23 protein-coding genes are annotated in these 24,056 nt (G+C 45.6%); 12 read left to right on the top strand and 11 right to left on the bottom strand.

Annotation, left to right across the window (positions count from 1 at the left end; genetic code table 11):
• From nhaC to VK097_RS00420, 3 genes are all read left to right on the top strand, one after another.
• On the top strand, positions 1–1,404 hold a 1,404-nt coding region (gene nhaC / locus VK097_RS00430), incomplete at its 5' end, for a Na+/H+ antiporter NhaC (protein WP_324209823.1).
• A 263-nt stretch (positions 1,405–1,667) separates the two neighbouring features.
• Complete coding sequence (locus VK097_RS00425; protein WP_324209822.1) at positions 1,668–2,549, top strand: ATP-binding protein; 882 nt, start codon at positions 1,668–1,670, stop codon at positions 2,547–2,549.
• Positions 2,550–2,570: 21 nt separating this feature from the next.
• Positions 2,571–4,487, top strand: a complete 1,917-nt coding sequence (locus tag VK097_RS00420) for a vWA domain-containing protein (RefSeq protein WP_324209821.1) — start codon at positions 2,571–2,573, stop codon at positions 4,485–4,487.
• Between the two features lie 29 nt (positions 4,488–4,516).
• On the opposite strand, the gene VK097_RS00415 is transcribed toward VK097_RS00420, so the two are convergent.
• Positions 4,517–5,419, bottom strand: coding sequence for a DMT family transporter (locus VK097_RS00415; protein WP_324209820.1), 903 nt, complete (start codon positions 5,417–5,419; stop codon positions 4,517–4,519).
• Between the two features lie 162 nt (positions 5,420–5,581).
• Between VK097_RS00415 and htpX the strand changes: the two genes are divergently transcribed.
• The gene (gene htpX / locus VK097_RS00410) at positions 5,582–6,499 is read left to right on the top strand and encodes a protease HtpX (RefSeq protein WP_324209819.1); all 918 of its coding nucleotides are present in this window, start codon (positions 5,582–5,584) and stop codon (positions 6,497–6,499) included.
• 281 nt (positions 6,500–6,780) lie between these two features.
• On the opposite strand, the gene VK097_RS00405 is transcribed toward htpX, so the two are convergent.
• The 4 genes from VK097_RS00405 to hmpA form a co-directional block, all read right to left on the bottom strand.
• Positions 6,781–6,969: a hypothetical protein gene (locus VK097_RS00405; RefSeq protein ID WP_324209818.1), complete on the bottom strand. Its 189-nt coding sequence runs from the start codon at positions 6,967–6,969 to the stop codon at positions 6,781–6,783.
• A 127-nt stretch (positions 6,970–7,096) separates the two neighbouring features.
• Positions 7,097–7,840, bottom strand: a complete 744-nt coding sequence (locus VK097_RS00400) for an RQC-minor-1 family DNA-binding protein (RefSeq protein WP_324209817.1) — start codon at positions 7,838–7,840, stop codon at positions 7,097–7,099.
• Positions 7,841–8,140: a hypothetical protein gene (locus VK097_RS00395; protein WP_324209816.1), complete on the bottom strand. Its 300-nt coding sequence runs from the start codon at positions 8,138–8,140 to the stop codon at positions 7,841–7,843. It lies immediately after the preceding gene.
• A 254-nt stretch (positions 8,141–8,394) separates the two neighbouring features.
• Positions 8,395–9,648 carry an NO-inducible flavohemoprotein gene (gene hmpA / locus VK097_RS00390; RefSeq protein WP_324209815.1) on the bottom strand — a complete coding sequence of 418 codons (1,254 nt, stop codon included), beginning with the start codon at positions 9,646–9,648 and terminating at the stop codon, positions 8,395–8,397.
• A gap of 253 nt (positions 9,649–9,901) precedes the next feature.
• Here hmpA and VK097_RS00385 point away from each other — a divergent pair, with 253 nt between their 5' ends.
• Both VK097_RS00385 and VK097_RS00380 read left to right on the top strand, forming a co-directional pair.
• A complete protein-coding gene (locus VK097_RS00385) occupies positions 9,902–10,762 on the top strand; it encodes a metallophosphoesterase (RefSeq protein WP_324209814.1) in 861 nt (286 codons plus the stop codon).
• Positions 10,763–10,823: 61 nt separating this feature from the next.
• Positions 10,824–11,294 (top strand): DinB family protein, encoded by a 471-nt coding sequence (locus tag VK097_RS00380; protein WP_324209813.1) that lies wholly within the window; start codon positions 10,824–10,826, stop codon positions 11,292–11,294.
• Between the two features lie 61 nt (positions 11,295–11,355).
• Here the strand turns inward: VK097_RS00380 and VK097_RS00375 are convergent, their stop codons facing one another.
• From VK097_RS00375 to cbpA, 4 genes are all read right to left on the bottom strand, one after another.
• Positions 11,356–13,221, bottom strand: coding sequence for a PTS fructose transporter subunit IIABC (locus VK097_RS00375; protein WP_324209812.1), 1,866 nt, complete (start codon positions 13,219–13,221; stop codon positions 11,356–11,358).
• A gap of 12 nt (positions 13,222–13,233) precedes the next feature.
• Positions 13,234–14,151, bottom strand: coding sequence for a 1-phosphofructokinase (gene pfkB, locus VK097_RS00370; protein ID WP_324209811.1), 918 nt, complete (start codon positions 14,149–14,151; stop codon positions 13,234–13,236).
• On the bottom strand, positions 14,148–14,897 hold the full coding sequence (locus tag VK097_RS00365; protein ID WP_324209810.1) for a DeoR/GlpR family DNA-binding transcription regulator: 750 nt from the start codon (positions 14,895–14,897) through the stop codon (positions 14,148–14,150). Before VK097_RS00365 ends, pfkB begins: the two co-directional genes overlap by 4 nt.
• A gap of 160 nt (positions 14,898–15,057) precedes the next feature.
• Positions 15,058–15,681, bottom strand: coding sequence for a cyclic di-AMP binding protein CbpA (cbpA, locus tag VK097_RS00360; protein ID WP_324209809.1), 624 nt, complete (start codon positions 15,679–15,681; stop codon positions 15,058–15,060).
• A gap of 201 nt (positions 15,682–15,882) precedes the next feature.
• On the opposite strand from cbpA, the gene VK097_RS00355 reads away from it, so the two are divergent.
• The 4 genes from VK097_RS00355 to VK097_RS00340 all read left to right on the top strand — a co-directional run bounded on the left by VK097_RS00355 (position 15,883) and on the right by VK097_RS00340 (position 19,878).
• Positions 15,883–17,469, top strand: a complete 1,587-nt coding sequence (locus VK097_RS00355; RefSeq protein WP_324209808.1) for an amidohydrolase — start codon at positions 15,883–15,885, stop codon at positions 17,467–17,469.
• Positions 17,470–17,600: 131 nt separating this feature from the next.
• On the top strand, positions 17,601–18,776 hold the full coding sequence (locus VK097_RS00350; RefSeq protein ID WP_324209807.1) for a pyridoxal phosphate-dependent aminotransferase: 1,176 nt from the start codon (positions 17,601–17,603) through the stop codon (positions 18,774–18,776).
• A gap of 12 nt (positions 18,777–18,788) precedes the next feature.
• A complete protein-coding gene (locus VK097_RS00345; RefSeq protein ID WP_324209806.1) occupies positions 18,789–19,583 on the top strand; it encodes an ABC transporter ATP-binding protein in 795 nt (264 codons plus the stop codon).
• Positions 19,584–19,671: 88 nt separating this feature from the next.
• On the top strand, positions 19,672–19,878 hold the full coding sequence (locus VK097_RS00340; RefSeq protein WP_324209805.1) for a YczO family protein: 207 nt from the start codon (positions 19,672–19,674) through the stop codon (positions 19,876–19,878).
• Between the two features lie 81 nt (positions 19,879–19,959).
• On the opposite strand, the gene VK097_RS00335 is transcribed toward VK097_RS00340, so the two are convergent.
• Complete coding sequence (locus tag VK097_RS00335) at positions 19,960–20,379, bottom strand: hypothetical protein (RefSeq protein ID WP_324209804.1); 420 nt, start codon at positions 20,377–20,379, stop codon at positions 19,960–19,962.
• A gap of 166 nt (positions 20,380–20,545) precedes the next feature.
• Entirely contained in the window at positions 20,546–21,475 is a 930-nt protein-coding gene (locus VK097_RS00330) for an LCP family glycopolymer transferase (RefSeq protein ID WP_324209803.1), read from the bottom strand.
• Positions 21,476–21,724: 249 nt separating this feature from the next.
• Between VK097_RS00330 and VK097_RS00325 the strand changes: the two genes are divergently transcribed.
• On the top strand, positions 21,725–23,269 hold the full coding sequence (locus VK097_RS00325) for a multicopper oxidase family protein (protein WP_414672139.1): 1,545 nt from the start codon (positions 21,725–21,727) through the stop codon (positions 23,267–23,269).
• Between the two features lie 164 nt (positions 23,270–23,433).
• Positions 23,434–23,913 carry a ribonuclease E activity regulator RraA gene (gene rraA / locus VK097_RS00320; protein WP_324209801.1) on the top strand — a complete coding sequence of 160 codons (480 nt, stop codon included), beginning with the start codon at positions 23,434–23,436 and terminating at the stop codon, positions 23,911–23,913.
• The last annotated feature ends 143 nt before the right edge of the window (positions 23,914–24,056 follow it).

The raw sequence follows: 24,056 nt of genomic DNA, 5'->3' as shown, positions 1-24,056 counted from the left end.
GAAGCCAGCGGGCGAAATCCAACTATTTTAGAGGTGCTCATTTTACTTGTTTTGTTCCTGGCAATTGCCTTTTCATTTACCGGCATATTTGACTTGTCCATCCAATTGGCATTATTTATCGCATTATTTTTGGTCATCTTGCTGGGATTGAGACTGGGGTATAAATACGATGATTTACAGGAAGCGCTGAAAAATGGCATATTTAATGGATTGGAAGCCGTGTTAATTTTAATTGCTGTCGGGGCTCTTATCGGCACCTGGATTGCAGGCGGCATTGTACCGAGCATCATTTATTACGGTCTGGAATTCATTCATCCAAGCATATTTTTATTAGCCACCGTCATCCTTTGTGCCGTGACGTCACTGGCAACGGGGACATCCTGGGGAACCGCCGGGACAGCCGGTATTGCCATGGTAGGCGTCGGAGAAGGGTTGGGTATTCCGCTTCCGATGGTTGTCGGTGCTGTTCTGTCAGGCGCCTACTTTGGCGATAAACTATCACCGTTGTCCGACAGCACCGTGCTGACATCCTCAGTTGCGAAAGTTAACATTATTGAACATATCAAATCACTGCTCTATGTCAGTATCCCGGCATTAATCATCAGCGGTATCGCATTTACAATTATAGGTTTTACGTATACAGCGAATAACATGGACTTAAGCAGAGTGGATTCCATCATGACCGCTATCAGCAACACATTTAATATCAGCTGGCTTATGCTGCTCCCTGCTCTCGTCGTCATTGTTTTATTGGCCATGAAAAAACCCGCCGTACCCACGATTGCATTCGGTGCTTTACTCGGCGCTGTCTGGGCTTCCATTTTTCAGAACATGGACTTCATCTCAAGCTTAGGTACCGCCTATGAAGGGTTCAGCCTTCAATCCGGCAATGAATTTATGGATGAACTGTTAAACCGCGGTGGCATCACAAGCATGGTCGGGTCGGTCATGGTCATTATCCTTGGGCTTGGATTTGGCGGTTTATTGAATTACATCGGCGCGCTTCAGGTCCTTGTTGATACGTTTACGAACTTCATTAAGAACACCGGCCGTTTATCGGTTTCAACGCTTTTGACCGGGTTTTTATCCAATGTTTTCGGCTGTGCTATGTATGTCTCGTTAATCCTGACACCAAAAATCATGGAAAAAAACTATGACCGTCTGAACGTTGACAGACGCATTCTTTCACGGAATACCGAAGTGGGTGGCACGCTTACTTCAGGGATGGTGCCATGGTCGGATAACGGCATATTCATGGCCGCGATGTTCGGGGTCCCTGTTCTGCAATATGTGCCATTTATGTGGCTGAATTTTGCCGCGATTATCCTTGTGATTATTTATGGCTATACCAATAAATTTATTTGGTATACCGAGCAGGATGCTGAAGAGACACAGTCAACATAAGCAGAAAAACACCCCGTTTAATAAAGCGGGGTGTTTTTTTGCTTGGCGGACGGGATAATATACTTTCCACTAGTGGGTGTCGCGCGATATAATGCAGCTGCCGCGCGATATTTCATGTTTGCCGCGCGAATTAGTCCCTTCGTCGCGCGATTCCATGGCTGCATCGCGCGAAATTCTTCGTCTGCTGCGCGACCGTGCCTTATGCGTGAAGCTTTCTTCTCCGTATCACAAGAGTTACAATAACTAAGGAAAGGAGCACAGCAATGACACAATATAATCAGCTGCCTGAGTCAATCAGGAATTTAATAGACGATAATCGAAATACCAATCCAAACAATGAATTCAACGACCTCATCCGTGAAGGCGGATACGTCCCGCCTGAAGAGAATCTGCTGACAGACGCCATCACGGCTTTAAGCATGGGAAAAAACGTGCTGCTGAAAGGCCCGACCGGTTCAGGTAAAACGCGGTTTGCCGAGACATTATCCAATTTGTTTAACCAGCCGATGTTCAATGTGAATTGTTCAGTCGACCTGGATGCGGAAAGCTTGATGGGATTCAAAACGCTCGACTACGAGGGTGATAAGCAAATCATCGACTTTGTGCCCGGCCCTGTCACGAATGCGATGAAGAGCGGGACATTTCTTTATATCGATGAAATCAATATGGCCAAGCCAGAGACACTGCCGCTCATCAACGGCGTCCTGGACTATCGCCGCACCATCACCAACCCGTTTACTGAAGAAATCATCACCGCCAAAGACGGTTTTGGTGTGATTGCTGCAATCAACGAAGGCTATGTCGGGACAGTCCCGCTCAATGAAGCACTAAAAAACCGTTTTGTCGTGATCGATATCCCTTATCTGCAGGGTGAGCAATTGAAAAAGCTGATTCAGGACACCAGCCGTCTGGATGATAAACGGATAATTGATTTGTTTGTACAGCTCTCTGATGACCTGATTCAGGCGGTCGCCCAGGGAAAACTGGCAGAAGATGCTGCTTCAATCCGCGCCTTAATTGACGCTTGTGACCTAAGCGCCATGATTCCGCCGAAACGAGCCATTCGCCGCGCCATTGCCGATAAACTTGACGAAGACCGGGAAAAGGATTTCGTCATGACCATCGCTGAGACGCTATTTGGATAAACTTGGGATAGGAGAATTTGTATGTTTCGATTCCGTGAAACGAATATCGATACCCATCTGTACCTGCAGTTGCAGGATCTGGCATCTGTCCTGTCAGGTATCCCTGAATTAAAATTTGACTATGCCTATGGGTCAGCAATTGATAATGAAGATTATAAAATAACCGCAAGTGCCAATTGGGGAATCGGTAATGTCAGAGCAAGAGCAGCCGGACTCAAGACGGACATCCTGCTGCGGACGGTTGGAACATTGCATCACTCCGATATCCCGGCAATGCAGCAGTTTATGGAAGATATGTCCGAATCAGGTCTTCCGAAATTTGCCAGTCAGGTATTCACGCTGTTCGAAAACATCCGTCTTGAGGAAATCGTCAAACAAGACCGGCCCGGAACGGCAAGCTTATTTGATATTCGCAGAGACTATTTAAACCGGTTTTTTAGTCAGCAGCTGGAGGCGAATGTGACGCGGAGTCTTTCCCTTGATGAATTGTACTGTCTGATTTATTTGCTGACACAGGCTAAGACCCCTGATCCTTCTTTTCCGGCAGCTGCTGAAAGACAGGTTAAGCAGCTGGAGGCACTGAAGTCTATGATTTTCCAATTATTTGAAGCCGGCAGTACAAGCGATATAGCACGAATTACCGAACAAATCGTCTTTCGGCTGGAATCCGATTATACCGATATGATGCATGAGTATGTCATATTTCCAATCGCCAATCTTTCCGACTATACGGAAAAAAATGCATTTGATGAGCTGACGCGCACCGATCCACTGGCTAACGAGAGCCTTGAAGAGGATGTTAGTGAGGAAGACAGTGAAACATTCGAACAGCAATTTTCCACCTGGCACGGTGAAAACGAAAATGCCGACCGAAAGCAAAATTTTATGCAGTTCGAATTAGAACAGGGTACGCGCTCAAGTCTGATGGGTGAAGGCGCACGTGAAACGGAGGAAGGCGATCAGGCTCATGTATCCATCCAGGGGTCATCCGGAAAAAGTGAACAAAATGATTATTCCGATATGAAGGCCATGGAGAAACGCCAGGACAGTCAAAATAACGAATCGGTCGGCGGTGCCTATGGACGGGAAAACCAATACGCCGTTAAAGTGGTTAAAAACGCCGAAGCCCCGGCTGAAAGCGACGAGGAGCTGTATCGTCAATATGCTGACGAGATCGCACCTTACCAGCGCAGGCTTTCAAAAACAATTGAAAAAATGCTGGAACATAAGCGGCAGACACCTCGTGGCAACTTGACCGCCGGCCGTTTGTCGAAAAAATTGGTATCTGTCGCAACTGAGGAATTTCCAAGGCTCTTTTACAAAAAAGATGAAGAATCGAAAGAAATGGATGCTGCCTTTACACTGCTCGTGGACTGCTCAGCCTCCATGATGAATAAGATGGAAGAAACCAAAAAGGGAATTGTCCTGTTCCATGAAGTGCTTAAAGACTTGAAAATCCCCCATTCAATCATCGGATTCTGGGAAGAAGCAACAGCCGTAAACGATCAGCATCAGCCCAATTATTTTCATAGAATCCATTCCTTTAATGATTCGCTTTATTATAATCACGGGGCGAACATTATGCAGCTGGAAGCCCAAGAAGACAACCGCGACGGCTACAGCATCCGTGTTGCCGCAGAAGAATTGGAAGCCCGCAGTGAAAAGAACCGCTTCCTGCTTGTCTTCTCAGACGGCGAACCGGCCGCATCCAATTATAATGAAAACGGCATCGTTGACACGACCCTCGCGGTTTCTGAGACCCGTAAAAAAGACATCGACGTTATTGGCATGTTTCTGGCAGAAGGCGAGATCAGCGAGCAGGAAGACGACTTGATGCGCAACATTTACGGCAAAGAACGCATCATGATCCCTACCGTTGCCGACCTACCCGACCACTTCGCCCCGCTGCTGAAGAGATTGCTGTTGAAAGTGATGTAATCGGGACAAGGGCATATACCTGTCCCAACCTATCTTCCTCCCAGCCGCTTACCAATCACATGCTCCAGGGCTCCGGTTCCCATAAAAACACCACACAATATGAGGATAAAGCCGGCAGCATGATTCAAGGTAATAGTTTCGTTTAAAAAGATGGCCGATCCGGTAACTGCGAAAAGGGTGTTCAGATTAATAAAGATAGCCGATTCAGCAGGGCCGACCTTTTTAATTGCATGATTATACGTCATGTGGCCGAATGCTGTCGCCAATACAGCACTGAATAAAAAGACGGACGCCAGCTGCCAGTCAACCAAATTTGTAATCTCCTGAATCCCCGATCCGAACGCCTGACTCGCCAAAAAGATGAATACCGCACCAATCACAAGCATATAACCGGTTGCGAGCCGTGCATCAAACGTCGGCTTTAGTTTGCTGATCAAAACAAAACTAAAACCTTGGACAACAACACCCAGAAACACGATAAGGTCACCCAGTGATATACCTGTCAGTTCACCCGTGCCAGTCATCGTCGTAACTACAACGCCGACAAACCCCAGCATAAAGCCGGTAATTCGCAGCCACGACATACGCTGACGTAAAATAATAAAAGCCATCATCACCGTGATAAGCGGATTCATTCCCAAAATCAGCGAGCCATTAATTCCGCTTGTCATCTTCAGACCAATCGCAACGAATGAATGGTGCAAAATAACATTAAAGATCGCTATGTAAAAAATAATGAGCCATTCATGCTTATATGGCAGCCTGAATATACCCATCACGGAACAAATCACTAAAACAGCTGCTCCTGCCGTCATCACCCGAAACCCTGTTAAAAGCATCGGATCAATCGCATCAACGAGCACCTTGATTGCCGAGACGTTCAGCCCCCACATTAGCATGACCAACAATAATAGCGTATAAATCCTGACCATAAACTTATTCACCCAGTTTCCCATACATACTTAAACTATTATGATATCAAATCAATAATGAATTTTCTTTTCTTCTGACTCGAAACAAGTATGTGGCACTTCTCTTTGAGCATAACATCATGCTATACTAATATCGTAAAGTTGAATTTGAGGAGGAACCATATGGCTAAGCGCCTATTTCTTTTTTTGCTGACAAATATTCTCGTATTAACCACCATTGTAATTGTCTGGTCGATTATTGTAACGTTCACAGATGTCAGCGGCTCATTCACCAATAACGCTGATGGGTTAGCCGGTATCAATTATGGTTCATTAATGATATTCAGTTTACTGGTGGGCTTTATCGGATCATTTTTCTCATTGGGCATATCACGCATCATTGCCAAAAAAATGATGGGGGTCAAAGTGCTCGATCCGAATGGCCAATTATCGTCACAGGAACGCGCCATCGTCGAAAAAGTTCACAGGCTGTCCCGCACAGCAGGCCTGATGCATATGCCGCAAGTTGGGGTCTATCAATCCCGCGAGGTCAATGCTTTTGCGACAGGTCCAACCAAGAAACGGTCCCTTGTTGCCGTTTCAAGCGGATTACTGAATGAAATGGATGATGATGCGGTTGAAGGCGTGATTGCTCATGAAATAAGCCACGTCGCAAACGGTGACATGGTAACCATGACACTGCTGCAAGGTATCGTCAACACGTTTGTTGTCTTTTTATCCAGAGTTGCAGCCATACTTGCAGCACGGCTCGTCCGTTCTGAACTCCAGACAGTCGTCCGAATTGCTGCGATCATTATTTTCCAGATACTGTTCTCAATTCTGGGAAGTATTGTCGTCAGCGCATATTCACGCCACCGCGAATACCGTGCAGATCACGGAGGAGCTGATCTTGCCGGACGTGATAAAATGGCCCATGCGCTCCACTCGCTGAAAAACCGGACAGCAATGGCTCAAGTAAATGATCGCACCGATGACTCAGCCATTCAAACCATGAAAATTAATGGAAAAAGCAAAATGATCTCGCTTTTTTCATCACACCCGCCTATTGACGAGCGGATTGCGCGATTGGAACGACGTTAAGATATTAAAAACGCCATGGTGCCTTTTTGGCCGCATGGCGTTTTTAATTTGATTGTACAAGATACAGTAAAACCTAGCGGGGACCTGCACAAGTTGGTGTTGCTCTCGCACGAGTTGAGGTCCTTCTCGCACAAGTTGGTGCTGTTCTCGCACGAGTTGAGGTCCTTCTCGCACAAATTGGTGCTGTTCCCGCACGAGTTGGGGTCCTTCTCGCACAAGTTGGTGCTGCTCTCGCACGATCCGAAACTCTCCGCACGATTCACCAAATAATTCAGGCGGTTCTATGATTTATTGTCTTCCGATTCCCGGTTTTTCCTTTTCACCTCTTCTGCATCAGTGTTGCTATAAATATTTGTGCCGTGCCCGCCTGTCGTCCGCGCGATAAATGCCTTCGCCTCATTGTATGACATTCCCGAACGGCGGCTTTGTTCCCTGATTGATTCTTCATCCGTCTGATTATGTTTCCTCATATAAAAACCTCCATTGCGCTTTTTTATTAGTTTGCGCAATAGAGGTCTTTTAATGACGATCATTTTCATCTTCAAATTTCATACTCGATTTCACCTGTCATTTATATGATTTTTATTATCCAACCGTTTAGAAAAATTCCAGATCTCTTTTTTCCCGGCAGGACTCACACCGTCTAGGGTGAACAAATCCCATCCGTTTATAAAACTGCTGCTCGCCAACAGTAAAAGTAAAATAATCACCGCATTCTATGCATCTCAGGTCAATATCATTTGGCTCTGAACCCTTCAATGCTTCATTAATAGCGTCATTTCTGTTGACGGCAGTTTTTCCGTCATCCGGCACACCTGATTCTAATACCCGAATGACTTGCTGTATCCTGGCTCTGACCTTTTTATAATCAATTTTTTCCCATTCCCTTAAATATGGAATGTACTTTTTGCTTCCGGTTTCCTGTATCTTATCAAGCAGTAGCCATATCATGCCACGATTACGGTCTTTCAGGTAATACATATCAGGGCTTTCTTTACCGGCTGCCAGCCATTGGTCCCACTCATTTATAAATTCATCCGCACGCTGATCACGCTCAATTTCCCATCCGCGTTCTGTGAAAATAATCATTGGCAGTTTTCCGCTGTATTCGATATCCAGGAAATCGTGATCAATCATCCAATCAATCTTGTCTAATACAGCATCCAGTTTCTCTGACTTAAAATAACCGTATACAGGACAGGCGTTCAGTCCCAACTGCAGAACCTTTTTCTCGCGTGACCCCTTCAAAATTTTGGCAAGCAGTGTTCGTCCGCCTGCTGCAATAATGTCATCCGCTGCTCGCAGAATTCCTCGAATCTCATCTTCAGTTAGCAGTTTCACCTAAAATGGCAACTCCTCATCTGAAATATATTGTTGAGTATTGGGAGACTTCTTCGGTTGTTTCCCGTTTTGAGCCGGCCCTGGCTTTTCTGGCCTGAGCACTTTACCAAACTTTTCTTCATAAAGGTTACGAACCCAAACCTTCACAGGTGCTTTCCAATGTTCTTTTGGTGCCGGAATATTTTTTATGAGGCTTTTCGGTTTCATGCCAAGTTCCTTTGCCATTTGTATATCAGCCTGATTTAGCCGGCAGCGTTTTTTAGTTTCTGCCCAGGTTGCGTGCTTCATACTTTTCCCCATTGATTTCAATCCCTTTCTTCTCCCTATCAACGATTCATTGTAAAAAGAATATCACTTATTAACAGGAATTTGAACCAAAAAAACTAGCAGAAACTGTTTTAGAGATTTCGTCCATGTATTATTGCTTCAGCTCATGTTGCAGCGCTCGGGCTGATGTTTTGTTTCTCGGGCTGATGTTTTGAAGGGGAACTGTCTCGGAGCTCGACAGTTCCCCTTCCTTTCATGACCTTTTCAAATGTTGTTATGAAAACATATCACAAAACTGCTGCCTCTTTCTCCTCGCTTGTTTCGTTTAATATACTCACCGGATTAAACAGTTCATAATGCCGATTCTCGCTTGAGACGCCCCATTCTTTAAGCCCCTGGTCGACAGCCTTCATGAATGGTGCGGGACCGCAGCAATAAAAATCCGCATTGTTGCCGCACGACAAAATCGACTGAAGCCATGGCAGATCAACAACGCCTTCCTTATCATAGTTTTGGCGTGTGCGATCCTCATTGTTCGGACTGTCATAACAGACAAACGATGAAATATTTGGATGCTCGGCTGCAAGTTGTTCAATATGCTTTTTCATCGCATGAGCTGCACTGTTTTGTGTCGCGTGGATAAAGGTTACCGGACGTTCGGACTCTGTTTCGGCAAGTGTTTCCAGCATGCCGACAACCGGTGTCATCCCGATTCCCCCGCTGAGTAATACAATTGGATCGTTTTCGCTATCGATTATAAAGTCGCCTGCAGGAGCGGAAAATTCAAGAATATCACCTTCTGCCACCTGATCATGCAAATAATTGGAAACAATACCATCTGGCACATTCCCATGGCCTTTTTCCCGTTTCACACTAATTTTATAATAATCTTTGCCGGACGGTCCGGACAGGCTATATTGGCGCATATGTGTATGCGATTCACCATCAACTTTAGCTTTAATCGTCAAATACTGACCCGCCTTATAAGACGGAATTGGCTGACCATCTTTCGGCTTAAGACAGAACGAGACAACATCGCTTGTTTCCTGAATTTTTTCATTAACGATAAATTCACGGAACCCTGTCCAGCCGCCTGCCTGCTGTTCTGTTTCATGATACTTTTTCTGTTCGAGTTCGATAAACAAATTGGCAATATAATCATAAGCAGCGTGCCATGCATCAATGACATCCTCTGTTGCCGCATCGCCAAGAACATCCTGAACAGCTTGGATCAGCACCTCACCGACAATCGGATATTGTTCAGGTTTGACACCAAGTGACACATGTTTTTCAGCGATACGCTCGACAAGCTGATTGATATTTTCCAGACTGTCGATATTCTCCCCCGCAGCGTACACAGCGTACACAAGCGCTTCCTGCTGAAAACCCCTTTTCTGATTCGTCTGATTGAATATATTGCGAAGGTCCGGCACCTTTGTAAAAAGCAGTTCATAGAAACGCTTGCCGATTTCAGTGCTGTTTTCCTTTAAGACAGGCGCACTCGATTTAACAATTGCCAGTTTTTCTGAATTCAGACTCATTCAAGTTCCCTCCAGCTAAGTATTGATTTTTATGTGTTTTCAGGAGTTTTTCCTATAAACATCATGTTAAGCTTGTAAATCTTCCCAAACAGTGATGCAAATCACACGTAACTATAACAATGTGACAATCATGTGAAACACATCACATGAAGACACAATAACACCGCAATCCCGCACCCGCCAAACCAATTGCCACCCCTGGTCAGAACGTGCTACACTTAAATAACTTATTTTGACTTCGGGATGGTGTACCATGAAAAAGCTGTTTGCTGTCTTCACATTTCTTGCATTCATTTTCGCATGTCTCGTTAAAATCAAGCGTGATACCCACTATTTCAAGCTGGAAAAAGTGATGTTCCGCAGTTCAAAAATTCAAGAAGACGCGAAATTCACCATATTGCAGATCAGTGACCTGCATAATCACGTTTTTGGGAATGACCACGAACGACTGATCAGCGCGGTCCAAAACACCAATGCCGATTTGATTGTGCTGACGGGAGACCTGATTGATAAAACCACCATGACATTTGAGCACATTTTGCCGCTCGTTGACCAATTGACTGCCATCAATGAGCACGTCTATTTTGTACCCGGCAACCATGAATGGGAAAACGGCCGCACTGCGGAGTTTTTTAATGCACTCAGAGAGCACAGCGTAACACTTCTGAATAACAGGCACACCCGTATCACCAAAGGAAGTGCAACCATTAATCTGGCCGGCATTGATGATCCCGGCACCGAACATGACAACCTCGGTGAAGCTTTTAGAGACATAGGAAATACACACTATACCATTCTGCTGTCACATTCACCCGGCATTATAAAGCAGAATGAACCGATTCCGGCCGACCTGATACTTAGCGGACATACACACGGAGGCCAAATCAGACTCCCTTTGATTGGTGCACTCATAGCACCGGGTCAGGGATATTTCCCAACATATGATAAAGGCACGTTTCACATCAGTGATGGTCTGCACTTATACATTGACAGCGGGGCAGGTACAACAAGGCTTCCGATACGCTTTTTAAATAAAAGCCAGATCAGCCTGATAACTATTGCCGGTGTGACAGGTGTCAGACAACGCGCCCAACCAACTAGGACAAATAAATAGGCAGCACGCCGCATTAAACGTTATACTGAATGTATGTTGACTTTTGAAAGGGGCGATTCAGATGAGCAGCGGAATGGATGGTGCTGTAAATGGCTGGCTGCAGCATCGCATGGTGCTGGATGATCTGCTGGCGCTGGCAGATGATGAGTATGTGGATTATAGGCCATGGGATGGTGCCATGTCGCTTGGGGAACTGGCCATACATATCGTTACCTCAACTTATATGTTTGTTAAAGGGATTAAAAAAGGTGAATTCGAAGACCCTCCCGCGGAGACTGATTACAAGACAATAAATGATGTCCGAACAATAGTGCAGCGATACACAGAAGAAACTAAAGAAGCGATCTCAACCATTTTTACGTATCAGATGAAAGGCTATATTCTGTTCAATAAGGTGCGCGCACCTGGGACATACTGGTTCTCCAATGCCATCGATCATGAAATTCATCATAAAGGACAGATGTTCACATACGTACGAATGATCGGCGTGAAAGACGTACCAAATTTCACCCGGCAGCCGGACGAAATTTAAATGGGGCAGATCCACACAAAACAAGGAGTGTGGCATAAAAACCACCTCCTTGTACATATCATTATCGGACTGTTTTCTTCCACAAACCAAGAGTGATTGCTGCGATAGCGGAACCAACTGCCAGAGCCACCAGGAATAGCAGCGCGTGCTCAGCTAGTGGAATAACGAAAATACCGCCATGTGGTGCTGGTATTGAGCTTGCCCAAAGCTGCGTCAGACCGCCGCCAATCAGGGCACCCAGTACAGATGAGCCGATGACGCGGACCGGATCGGCAGCCGCAAATGGAATCGCACCTTCTGTAATAAAGGAAAGTCCCATCACATAATTCGTCACACCTGATTTCCGCTCTTCTTCCGTAAATTTATTACTGAAAAACGTTGTTGCCAGTGCAATGGCTATCGGAGGAATCATACCGCCAACCATCACAGCCGCCATCAGACTGCCATCGCCGGTATCGGTGAAAATGCCAATCGAAAACGTATAGGCAGCTTTATTAAACGGACCGCCCATGTCGATCGCCATCATCCCGCCGAGCAGCGCCCCGAGAATGACCGTATTGCCCATTCCGAGATTTTCCAGAAAACTGATCATGCCGGTGTTAATCGTTGAAAAGACCGGGCCGATAATAAAATACATGAAAAGACCAATCAGAAACAGGCCTGTCACCGGATAAAGCAGCACTGACTTTAGCCCGTCCAGCGACCTTGGCAAACCGCGGAACCATCGTTTCACAAGCAGCACGAGATAACCGGCCAGAAAACCGGCAACCAATCCGCCCAGAAATCCGGCATTGCTTTCCACTGCCATAAATCCGCCGACAAGACCGGGCATCAAGCCGGGACGATCAGCAATACTCATGGCAATATAGCCGGCAAGAATTGGAATCAGAAAATTGAAGGCGTTGCTCCCAATCGTATTGAAGAAGTTGAAAAACGCATGGTCATCTCCCAGAACGCTTTCCAATAAAAACGAAACCGCCATCAAAATACCGCCGCCGACAACGAATGGCAACATGTGCGAAACACCGTTCATCAAATCCTTGTATATTTTCCGCCACACAGACGTTGATGACGCCGCCTCATCATCCGCTTCAGCAGTTTCAGCAGCATGATAAATTGATGCATCACGATTCATCGCTTTTGTGATCAGATCTTTCGCATTATTGATGCCTTCGCTGACCGGTCGTTCCAGCACCGGCTTTTGGTCAAAACGGGCCATTGGAACATTTTTATCGGCGGCAATAATCACACCTTCCGCTCGTTCAATTTCCGCCTGACTCAGAGCATTTGACGCACCATCCGAACCGTTTGTTTCCACCCGGATATCAACACCCATTTCTGCCGCCTGTTTCTTGAGTGCATCTTCTGCCATGTACGTGTGGGCAATCCCGGTCGGACAAGCTGTGACGGCAACAACGAACGGCCGCTCATCATTCGACCCTGCTTTTTCTTCAGAATGTTCTTCCGGTGGTCCCCCCTCTTCCTGATCGAAAAGCGCCTGGACCTCTTCCGGTGTCGAGGCCTGTTTTAATAGCGCCACAAAATCCTGATCAATCAGCATACGCGATAATGCTGCCAATGTTTCGAGATGCGTATTATTCGCGCCATCCGGAACCGCGATCATGAAAAACAAGAATGTTGGCTGACCGTCCAGTGCCTCATAATCCAAACCGTTCTCACTTTTGGCAAACAGCACCGTTGCCTCATTAACCGCATCCGTTTTAGCATGCGGCATAGCAATTCCGTCGCCCAAACCCGTCGATGTCTGTTCTTCCCGTTTTATAATGGCTTCTTTAAACGTCTCGGCGTCATTCACCACATTGTTCGTTGCAAGGGATGCCACCATTTCGTCAATGGCGGCAGATTTGTCTGAAGCTTTCATATCCATAATCATGATATCTTTGCGCAGCAAGGCGTTTATGTTCATGTTTCTCCCCTCCTATTTAGCAATCCGGGTGATATCGATTTTGTCCTGTAATGGAAAAATATCCCCTGCCTTGGCTAAATCGTCCGCAAAAGCAGTCGCACTGCCTGCTGCGAGACCCATGCGGAATGCTTCCATCACATCTGCTGTTTCCGTGAATTTTCCTGAGAATCCGGCTATCATCGAATCACCGGCGCCAACGGAATTTTTAACCTGTCGCCGCGGTGCCTGACCTTGGTAAATGCCTTCTTCAGTAAAAAGCAGTGCTCCTTCGCCCGCCATGGAAACAATCGCATGCTGAGCACCCAAATCCAGCAATTGTTTTCCGTAATAAATGACGTCATCCTGATCGCTCAACGTCACCCCAAATAATTCAGCCAGTTCGTCCTTATTCGGCTTGACCAATAGCGGCCGGTAAGGCAAGACGGATTTCAGAGAATCACCTGTCGTATCGATGATAAATTGTGCACCTGATTCGACTGTTCGCTCAATCATTTGCTGATGAAAATCATCGGTTAATGATGGCGGTGTGCTTCCCGACAAAATCACCATGTCCTGACCGGTGACATGTTCAAGCTGATGGAGCAGATCATCAGCTTCATACGGCGGGATCTCTGGTCCCCGGCCGTTAATTTCCGTTTCGCTTCCAGACTTCAGTTTAATGTTAATTCGTGTGTCACCCTTTATCGGCGTAAAAGCGGTGCGAATGCCTTTGTTGTTCAATTCACCGGCAATAAAATCACCGGTAACCCCCCCCAAAAACCCAAGGGCTGTCGTGTCATAAGCCAGCTCATGCAACACGCGGGAAACATTGATCCCCTTGCCGCCCGGGAACATCATTTCGTTTTCCATTTTATTCAATTCGCCGAGGTTCAGCTGATCGACCTGAACGACATAATCAATTGAAGGGTTAAGCGTTATCGTATAAATCATTTCGCTGCCTCCATGATGGTTGTTTTATCTTGGTAATGCTGAAGATGATCGGTTAAAGTGTCCGTGACAATGGTAACATCCTCCAGTTCGCACACTTTGGCAAAATTAACTTTATTCCATTTGCTCTGGTCTGCTAAAAGAAAGCCGGCAGCCGCCTGCTGATAAGCCATTTGCTTTAAAGCTGCTTCCTCAGGGTCCGGAGTCGTACAGCCAAAGGCCAGATCAATGCCATTCATACCTAAAAAAGTTTTATCGAAACGGTAGTTTTTCAGTTCGTTCAAACTTTGTGACCCGATAATCGCTTTGGTTGAAGGTTTGATCTTTCCGCCCGGCACGTAAGTTTCAACACCTTGATCAGTGAGAAGCGAGGCATGCTGAATCCCATTTGTCACAACCGTAATTTGTTTCGTTCTCAAATACGGCAGCATGGCAAAAGTTGTTGTGCCGGCATCAATGAAGATGACGTCGTTGTTTTCAACTAGCTCCGCCGCCATTTTTCCGATCAATTCTTTGGATTGAGTGTTTTTGAATGATTTTTCTGAAGCTGTCAACTCTTCGCCCAATTGATAGGTGCGCTTTGCCCCGCCATGAATGCGTATCAGCTGCCCCGCATCCTCAAGCTGGTCCAAATCGCGCCTGACAGTCGATTCAGAACAGCTGATGACATCCATCAGATGCTGTGACTTCACAATGCCATCCTGCTTTAAAAGATCCACAATAACCTGATGCCGTTCCTCCGTTAACATCGCATTAGCCTCCTCAATCATTATAATACCATCATAAACGTTCACAAACAATCAAAAAATGACTGCCAATCCGGATCAGATCAGCAGCCAAAGTCAGTATGTTCTATTAAAAAAGCGCGAGGATTCCCACCTCACGCTCTTGTAAACGGGGCCCCCACGTTTATAATTCTTCAATATCTGTCACGGTAAATTTGTCTTTTTCCAAATCCTCCACAACCCGCCGCATTGTTTTTTCTTCCACATCGTCAGGCAGCACAATACAGACACGCCGAACAAATTGCGAATCGTTGTTCAAGGAAATGACACTCTGCAAATTGCAATACTTGTTAACTACTCTGAGCATTTTTCTTAAAGCACCGGAATATTCAATTGTGCCAATCGTGAGCGAGTAACTGCCGTTATGCACGCCCCATGCATTTTCCAGCACCTGAAGGATATTCCCATTAGTTAAAATGCCCAGAAAATTCTTATCATCACCAACAACACCCAAAAAAGGAAGCTCTTTAATCGATGAAAACACTTTGACAAACGGATCCGCTTTATTGACATAACCTTCCTGATCGGTCACCAGTTCACTGACAGGACCGTCGAGTGTCGCATCTAACTCCTGTTGAATCAAATGAACTTTGTAAACATTGCCGACATATTTTTCACTGGTTTCATCAAGGACCGGTATACAGCGATATCCTGAATCAACAATCGTGTTCAGTGCCTGCTGCTTATTATCCGTTTCCTTCACATAAACAACATCCCGTCTATCAACATAATTTTCGTTAATAATCATAAAGCCGCCTCCCATCTGCTGGACAACGGGTACAGACCCCCTATCCCAATCCTGTTTCTTCTATTTTGCTATAGATAAAGATTAATTTCAATCCAAAAATGAATGATTGAGAGAAACCTTCTACCTGAATGACTGAATTTTTGTTATGATTAAAACAACTCTACCGATGATTCTCTGTCACCAGGAAGGTGTGTTATAACGATGCGAAAAATCTACATAAACGGAAATTTTTATACATTCGACAAAGTGAGGCCAATTACACAGGCTGTTGTTGTTGAAAACGGCCGGTTCATTGATATGGGATCAACCGATGTTATGCAGCTGCGATGGGAAAATCCAGACAGTGAAACGATCAATTTATACGGAAAAGCGGTCACACCCGGACTGATTGACAGTCACCTGCACCTTTCAATCACGGCTGAACATTTTCTTAATCTGGATTTGACCGGTGTCACGTCCAAACACGAAATGCTTGAAAAAATTCAATCATACGCAAACACACTGAAGCAAGGCGAATGGCTGCTTGGAAGGGGGTGGGACGAAAACTTATTCACTGACGGCGGCATTCCGACAATTAACGAATTGGACAACGTCTCATCGGGTAATCCATTATACATTCCGCGGGTCTGCAGCCACGCCTTTCTTGTTAACACCAAAGCGCTCGAGGCATGTCATTATCATCCGTCAATGTCTGTTCCTGAAGGCGGGACCATTGTGCTTGATGAACAAACCAGAAAGCCAACCGGACTCCTGCTTGAATCGGCCTCACAGTTGATTACAGAACATATACCGGAAAAATCATATGATCAGCTGAAAAACGCATTGCGCAAAACAATACAATTCGCCATCTCAAAAGGGCTGACAAGTGTACATACGAACGACCCGCATTTTTTAGGCGGTTTTAACCAGACCTATCAGCTTTATGATGAATTACTGAATCAGGAAAAACTCGGGCTCCGAACCAATCTGTTAATCGATCATGATTTTCTGGGTGATTTGAGGACAAATGGCATGTATGCAGGTTTCGGCAATGACACATTGCAAATCGGAGCGGTTAAACTGTTTGCTGACGGGGCACTTGGCAGACGGACTGCGCTGTTGTCAGACCCCTACAGCGACTCCCCGGGAAATTATGGTGAAGCCATGTATGATCTGGAGACACTATTCAAAATGGTTCAGGACGCACGGGAGCTTTCCATGCCGGTCGCCATCCACACAATCGGCGATCAGGCGCTTGAGAACGTCCTGGACATTCTGGATCAGCTCCCGTCCGTTCCTTACCGGGACCGGGTCATTCACGTGCAAATACTGAGGGAGGAACTGATCAGACGTCTGGCTGACCCAAGCCGGATTGCCGACATCCAGCCACGGTTTGTTCCAAGCGACTTTCCATGGGTGAACGAACGGCTGGGAGAGAAACGCTCAAAACTTTCCTATGCCTGGAAAACACTCCAGCAGGCGGGGGTCACTTGTGCCGGGGGGTCAGATGCGCCGGTCGAACCGATTGATCCGCTCATGGGCATTCATGCTGCTGTCACTAGAAAGACACCCGGAGAAAATCATGAAGGCTGGAACCCGCATGAAAAGTTATCCATGAGTGAAACTTTCCGTCTGTTCACGGAAATGGGCGCATACCCAACAAATGAAGAGAACATCAAAGGAACAATCTCACGCGGCAAACTGGCCGATATGACCGTTTACTCGCATGATCCATTCAAAATGGAACATCCGGATGAACTGCTGGAGACCAACGTTGAAATGACCGTTATTGGCGGTGACGGGAAATAGGACAAGGCAAAAGTGTCTTGTCCGGATTTTTCCCTCTCAAAACAAATGCATCTGTTGCGTGGTGGTATTTCTTTACAAAACTACTAATCAAAGCTATCATTTAAAACAATTAAATCTTTGGGGGAGTGTACATGACACAAAATTTCGAACAGTCAGACATGCTGAAACGATTGCCTGAGCAATTTTTTGCAAAACTTGTTGCCAGAACACAGGAATTCAAACAGCAAGGACACGATGTCATCAATCTTGGTCAGGGCAACCCCGATTTGCCGACACCGGACCATATCATTCAAGAGGTGCAGGAAGCTGCCGAAAATCCGGCCAATCACAAGTACTCACCCTTTCGTGGATTCCGCTATTTAAAAGAAGCAGCAGCCAATTATTATAAACGTGAATATGGCGTCTCCCTCGATCCGGAAACGGAAGTGGCTGTTTTGTTCGGGGGCAAAGCCGGCCTGGTGGAGATAAGCCAGTGTCTGCTGAATCCGAAAGACACAGCACTTTTGCCGGATCCGGGATATCCGGATTACATGTCAGGCATTGCCATGGCTGATGCCGATCCATATTTCATGCCATTGAAAAGGGAAAATCACTTTTTGCCGGACTACAGCACGATTCCTGAAGAGACACTTGATGCGGCAAAATTGATGTTTTTGAATTACCCGAACAACCCGACTGCTGTTACCGCAAATAAGGATTTCTATGATGAAACGGTTAAGCTAGCCAAAAAACATCACATTTGCGTCGTGCAGGATTTTGCATACGGGGCATTGGGTTTTGATGATCAAAAACCACAAAGCTTCCTCCAGTCTGAAGGGGCAAAAGATATCGGCATCGAAATCTATACATTATCCAAGACATACAACATGGCCGGATGGCGTGTGGCTTTTGCTGCTGGTAATCCGTCCGTCATAGAAGCACTTAATAAGATACAGGATCATATGTTTGTCAGTTTATTCGGTGCTGTGCAGAGTGCAGCTGCCAAAGCACTGAACAGTGACCAAAGCGCGGTTCGGCGGCTGGTCGATACATATACCGAACGCCGTGACCGGTTCATCCGTATGATCCGCGATATCGGATGGGAGGTTGACACACCGGAAGGATCATTTTTCGCATGGCTCCCTGTCCCTTCAAACTATACATCCGAGGAATTTGCCGATCTGTTACTGGAAAGGGCACACGTTGTAGTTGCCCCGGGACGAGGCTTTGGCAAATATGGAGATGGCTACGTGCGTGTCGGACTGCTCGAATCAGCGGATCGCCTTGAAGAAGCGGCAGCCAGAATCGGCCGCCTGGGAATTTTTTAAGGAGGGATAAGATTGACAAACGTCATTGACCTTCAGGCTGTTTCCTGGAGACGGCAGCAGGAAAACATTTTATCCGATATCAATTGGTGTGTCGAAAAAGGTGAACACTGGGCCATTTTAGGGTTAAACGGTTCGGGGAAAACATCATTGTTAAATATCGTGACCGGCTATTCCTGGCCAACCGCCGGCCATGTCCGCGTTTTAGACCAGCCATTTGGAAAAACTGACATCCGCGAACTCCGCAAGTCCATCGGCTGGGTCAGCTCATCGCTTCAGGAGCGGATCAGAGAAACTGAAAGAGCCGAGGACATTGTCGTCAGCGGAAAATACGCATCAATCGGGCTGGCATACGAGGAACCAGCCGAAGCGGATTTTGAAAAAGCATTCCGGATCATGAAGCAGATGCGGTGCAGTCATTTGACCGGACGGGCTTATCAGACGTGCTCACAGGGAGAACGGCAAAAACTTCTTATCGCCAGGGGACTGATGGCATCACCTGATCTACTGCTTTTGGACGAATCAACGAGCGGTCTGGATTTCATTGCCCGGGAAGAACTGCTGTCTTCCATTCAGGAGCTGATCAATCAGGACGGCGCACCGACGATTATTTTTGTCACGCATCATATTGAAGAAGTTTTACCGGAATTTTCCCGGACCCTGCTGCTTCGTGATGGCACTGTATTTGCAAAAGGCTCAAGCGAGGACGTGCTGACAGCCGATAACCTCTCACAGTTTTTCGGCATGCCGGTCAACGTGGAATGGCATCAACAGCGGCCATGGGTATCGTTGGATGAACGGATGCTTTAAAAGGTTTGCACCGCCAAAAAATTGTACCATGTTTATCTAAGCTTAAAACAGGCAAAACACAAGCAAAACCTTTGTGCGGGGTGAAAACATGAACAAGAAATCAGATGATTTATCAATAAAAAAGACTAGAACTAAAACCTCCCGGGAAGAGTTTGAAGAGCAGAAAAAGTTTATGGACGAGCCACCTCATGAAGATTTAAAAGAAGAATTAAGAGATGAAAAGAAAAAATTCAAGTCTAAACAATCGTCTAAGAGTGAACGAAAGCATAAAAGCAACCAAAACGATGCAAATTAGTTTAAACCAACTGTTGAAACCCCTCCTGCCTCAGCCGTTATCCCTGGGGTCTGGGGGGGTAATCTATTTTCACCTGAAAAGCTAAGCCCGATGCTTAACGAGGAAACCAACTGTAAGAGAATACACAGCGTGCGCGGTTGTCCAGTACGTCCAAGCCGTTATATCCATTATCGCCGGGGGTCGCTCGGTTAAACCCGTTAATGTATATAAAATCGCACTGCCGCCGGTGAAAATGACAAGATAAGCCAATATCGACCGTTCAAGCCGAAACTGTTTAAGAACATAAAACAGTGCGACGACGCTGACGATACAAAAAGCAAAATGAAACACGATACCGCCAAAATCCTCGGGTCCCCAATCGTTTATCAAGGGAATATAGTCCGTATTGAGCAGCAATACATAAGCTTGACTGCCTGTAAAAATCTCAACAATTTTTAATAAGCCCAGTAGAACGATGCCCGCTAAAATACCGATCATACTCAATTTCAATAACTGTTTCATCTTTATCCACTCACTTCGCTCTCAAGAACTGCATTTTAATCTTATATCTATTCCCCTGCCATATGATGCTAAACTGGTTCAAAAGCAACCGGCAAAATAATAAAAAGACGCATGTCAGTTCTTTGTGACATACGTCTTTCCTTCTCAAACGTAGCAGTAATGTGCCTCATGACTTTTCTTTACTGATCATTCCATGCACTTTAGCTACTTCTTCATCCGGCACCATCAGGTAGTAAGTACCATCAATATTCGTGCCACTGCCTTTCATCTGATAGCTGGCAATGTTTTTCCGGGTGCTGCGATAACCATTGAACAGCTTCTTCATATCGTCAAAGTCCATATTGGTCGTCATATTGCTGCCAAGAACATCGATGTAGTCATTGATTTTTGTAACTGAACCAACGGAAGCACCACGCTCAATAATTCCCTGGATAACCTTCCGCTGGCGTTCCGTCCGGCCAAAGTCACCGTCCGGATCCTGCTTGCGCATGCGGACATACGCCATCGTCTTATCCCCATCCATCTCAACAGGACCGGTGTTAAAATCATACTTCCCGTCATTCCAGGCAATTTCATTATCGACCGTGATTGTACCAAGCTTATCAACCAGTTCTTTAAGCCCCTCCATATTCATACGGACATAATGGTCCAGTTCGATATTCAGAAAATTCTCAACCGTCGCAACGGACATATCACTGCCGCCGAACGCATAAGCATGATTGATTTTGTCCTCAAACCCTTTGCCGACAATCGTCGTTCGTGTGTCACGCGGAATGCTGACAAGCTGCATTGAGTCATCTTTCGGATTCAGTGAAAGAACCATCAGCGCATCCGACCTGCCGCTGTCGTATTTACGTTCGTCCACACCTAGCAATAAAATATTCAGCGGCTCGGATGCTTCCATCTTTTTCTGTGTCGTGTTACGGTCGATCGAATCGACTGGTTCGTGCATCTTTTCATTAACGGTATCCTTGGCATTGCCATAAATGGAAAAAACGTAAAGCCCAATTCCGGCAATCAGCACAACCATAACGGCGATTGTTATTTTTAACAAGCGTCTTTTCGGCCTTTTCCGACTTGCTCTCTTTTCATTCACTTTCTCGTCCCCCGATAGCTAATCTATTTAATATTCTTTTTAAATGAGTCTTTAAGTCTAGTTGTACATTGTCATATTATCTCACATTATCACTGATTATGTAAGTGTGAATATTGTTAATTTATTATGAGATGAGCTTCTGTCTTGGACTATCTCGCCAAATCGACTTTCTGTTTTCCCACTTTCGCCCATTCAATTTTCCCCCTTCAAACATCTACTGTTATAAACGCACATTTGAAAGGATTGAGCATATTGAACAAAAAACTTACGAAATTTGTGGATGCTTTGCCAATACCGAAAATACTGAAACCATTACGCAAAGACAAAAATGAAGCTTATTATGAGGTCGAGATGACGGAGTTCCGTCATAAGATGCATCGTGATTTAAGACCGACACGGCTGTGGGGCTACAACGGACAGTTTCCTGGCCCTATCATTGATGTCAGTCGCGGGAAACCGATTCAGGTTAAATGGGAAAACAAGCTGCCTGACAAACATTTCTTGCCGATTGACAAATCGTTTCATGATCTTGATGAACTTCCGGAAGTTCGCACCGTTACACACTTACATGGCAGTGAAACAAAACCGGAAAGTGACGGGTATCCTGAAGCTTGGTATACAAGAGACTTCAGGGAAACCGGGCCTGAATTTAAAACCGACGTCTATCATTATCCCAACCACCAGCACGGTGCCACATTATGGTATCATGACCATGCGATGGGAATAACACGACTGAACATCTATGCCGGGCTTGCAGGTATGTATATTATACGGGATGAACGGGAAAAGCATATGAAACTTCCTTCTGGAGACTATGAAATCCCGCTTATCATCATGGATAGATCGTTTCATGATAACGGCGACCTGTTCTATCCTTCGCAACCGGATGACACGCAGGAAAACTGGCCAAATCCGTCCATCAGACCTTTCTTTAATGGTGAAACAAACGTTGTTAATGGGAAAATATGGCCGTATCTGGAGGTCGAACCGCGTAAATATCGTTTCCGTATTCTGAACGCCGCCAACACACGTGCCTATCAGCTCCATTTGGGTTCTGGCCAGTCATTTTATCAAATCGGCTCTGATGGCGGTTTGATGCGGAAAACAGCTAAGCTGGACAATTTAGCGATTGAACCAGCCGAGCGGTTTGATGTAATCATTGATTTTTCCGAACGCAAAGGAGAAACAATCACGTTGAAAAATGACCTTGGACCAAATGCCGATCCTGAAGATGAGACAGACGATGTCATGCAATTTAAAGTCAATCTTCCTTTATCAACAGAAGACAGAAGCAGAATCCCCCGGAATTTAACACGAATTCCTTCGCTCAGACAAAACAACATCAAGCACATTCGAAACTTGAAACTTATCGGTTCGACTGATAATCTTGGCCGCCCTTTATTACTGCTGAATAACAAAAAATGGGGCGACCCGGTAACTGAGACACCTGAACTCGGTTCAACCGAAGTCTGGTCATTCACCAACGTCACAAATTTTACCCACCCAATCCATATTCATCTGATTCAATTTCAGGTGCTGGATCGGCGGTCATTTGACCTTGACCGTTATAATAAAGACGGAGAAATTGTTTTCACGGGCACGGCAGAACCACCCAAGTCGAATGAAAGAAGCTGGAAGGACACGGTGGCAGCGCCGGCAGGACAAATCACACGCGTCATCGTCCAATTCGGCCCATTCACAGGTGACTACGTATGGCATTGCCATATACTCGAGCACGAAGATTATGACATGATGCGCCCAATGCGGGTGATTGAACCGGGCAAATGGAGTTAAGATGAAGCGCTGTTATGACGCAGTCCTTTCCACAAACCAGTATCAGGACGGCCAAAATAATAACAAACTTTCTTGACAGTTATATAAATATCGGATAAGTTTGAAAAAATAGTCAAACTTTTAACCTGCTTAAACTTAATTTGTCTAAAGAGGATGGATAAGATATGGCATTTAAAACAGCGGATTTGTGTGATGAATATTCCAACGAATTAGCTATCTGCAAACAACCGTTTATTTCCTATGGGAGGAAAAAGGCATTCTCCGGTCCGATTTCCACTGTCAAAGTGCTGGAAGATAATGTGCTTGTAAGGGAATCTCTTGAAACAATTCCGGAAGGTCATATCCTTGTTGTGGATGGCGGAGCTTCCAGGAATTGTGCATTACTGGGAGACCGCCTTGCCGGCATTATAAATAAGCGCAATCTCGCCGGTGTAATTGTTTACGGATGCATCCGCGACTCCGCAGATATCTCCCACATGAACGTTGGAGTTCTTGCGCTCGGAACAAACCCTTTAAAAAGCAATAAAAAAGGCAAAGGTGAAAAAGATATAACCCTGTCATTTGGGGATGTTCAGTGGAAACCTGGGGATTTTGCATATGCTGATGAAGACGGAATTGTTATTTCAGAGAAGAGGCTGATTTAAGCTCAGAACATCGCCTCTATTTTGCTGTTTTATCTTAAATCCATCTGCCCTTAAAACAGGCAGATGGATTTTTTTATATCTATTTTAATCCTCACACTACAGCACAAATAGACTTCCCACCGTTCAGCACCCGGTCAACCTCC

It is taken from the genome of Lentibacillus sp., from assembly GCF_035301675.1.
Classification (GTDB): domain Bacteria; phylum Bacillota; class Bacilli; order Bacillales; family Amphibacillaceae; genus Lentibacillus.
This window is presented reverse-complemented; position numbering and strand designations above follow the sequence as displayed.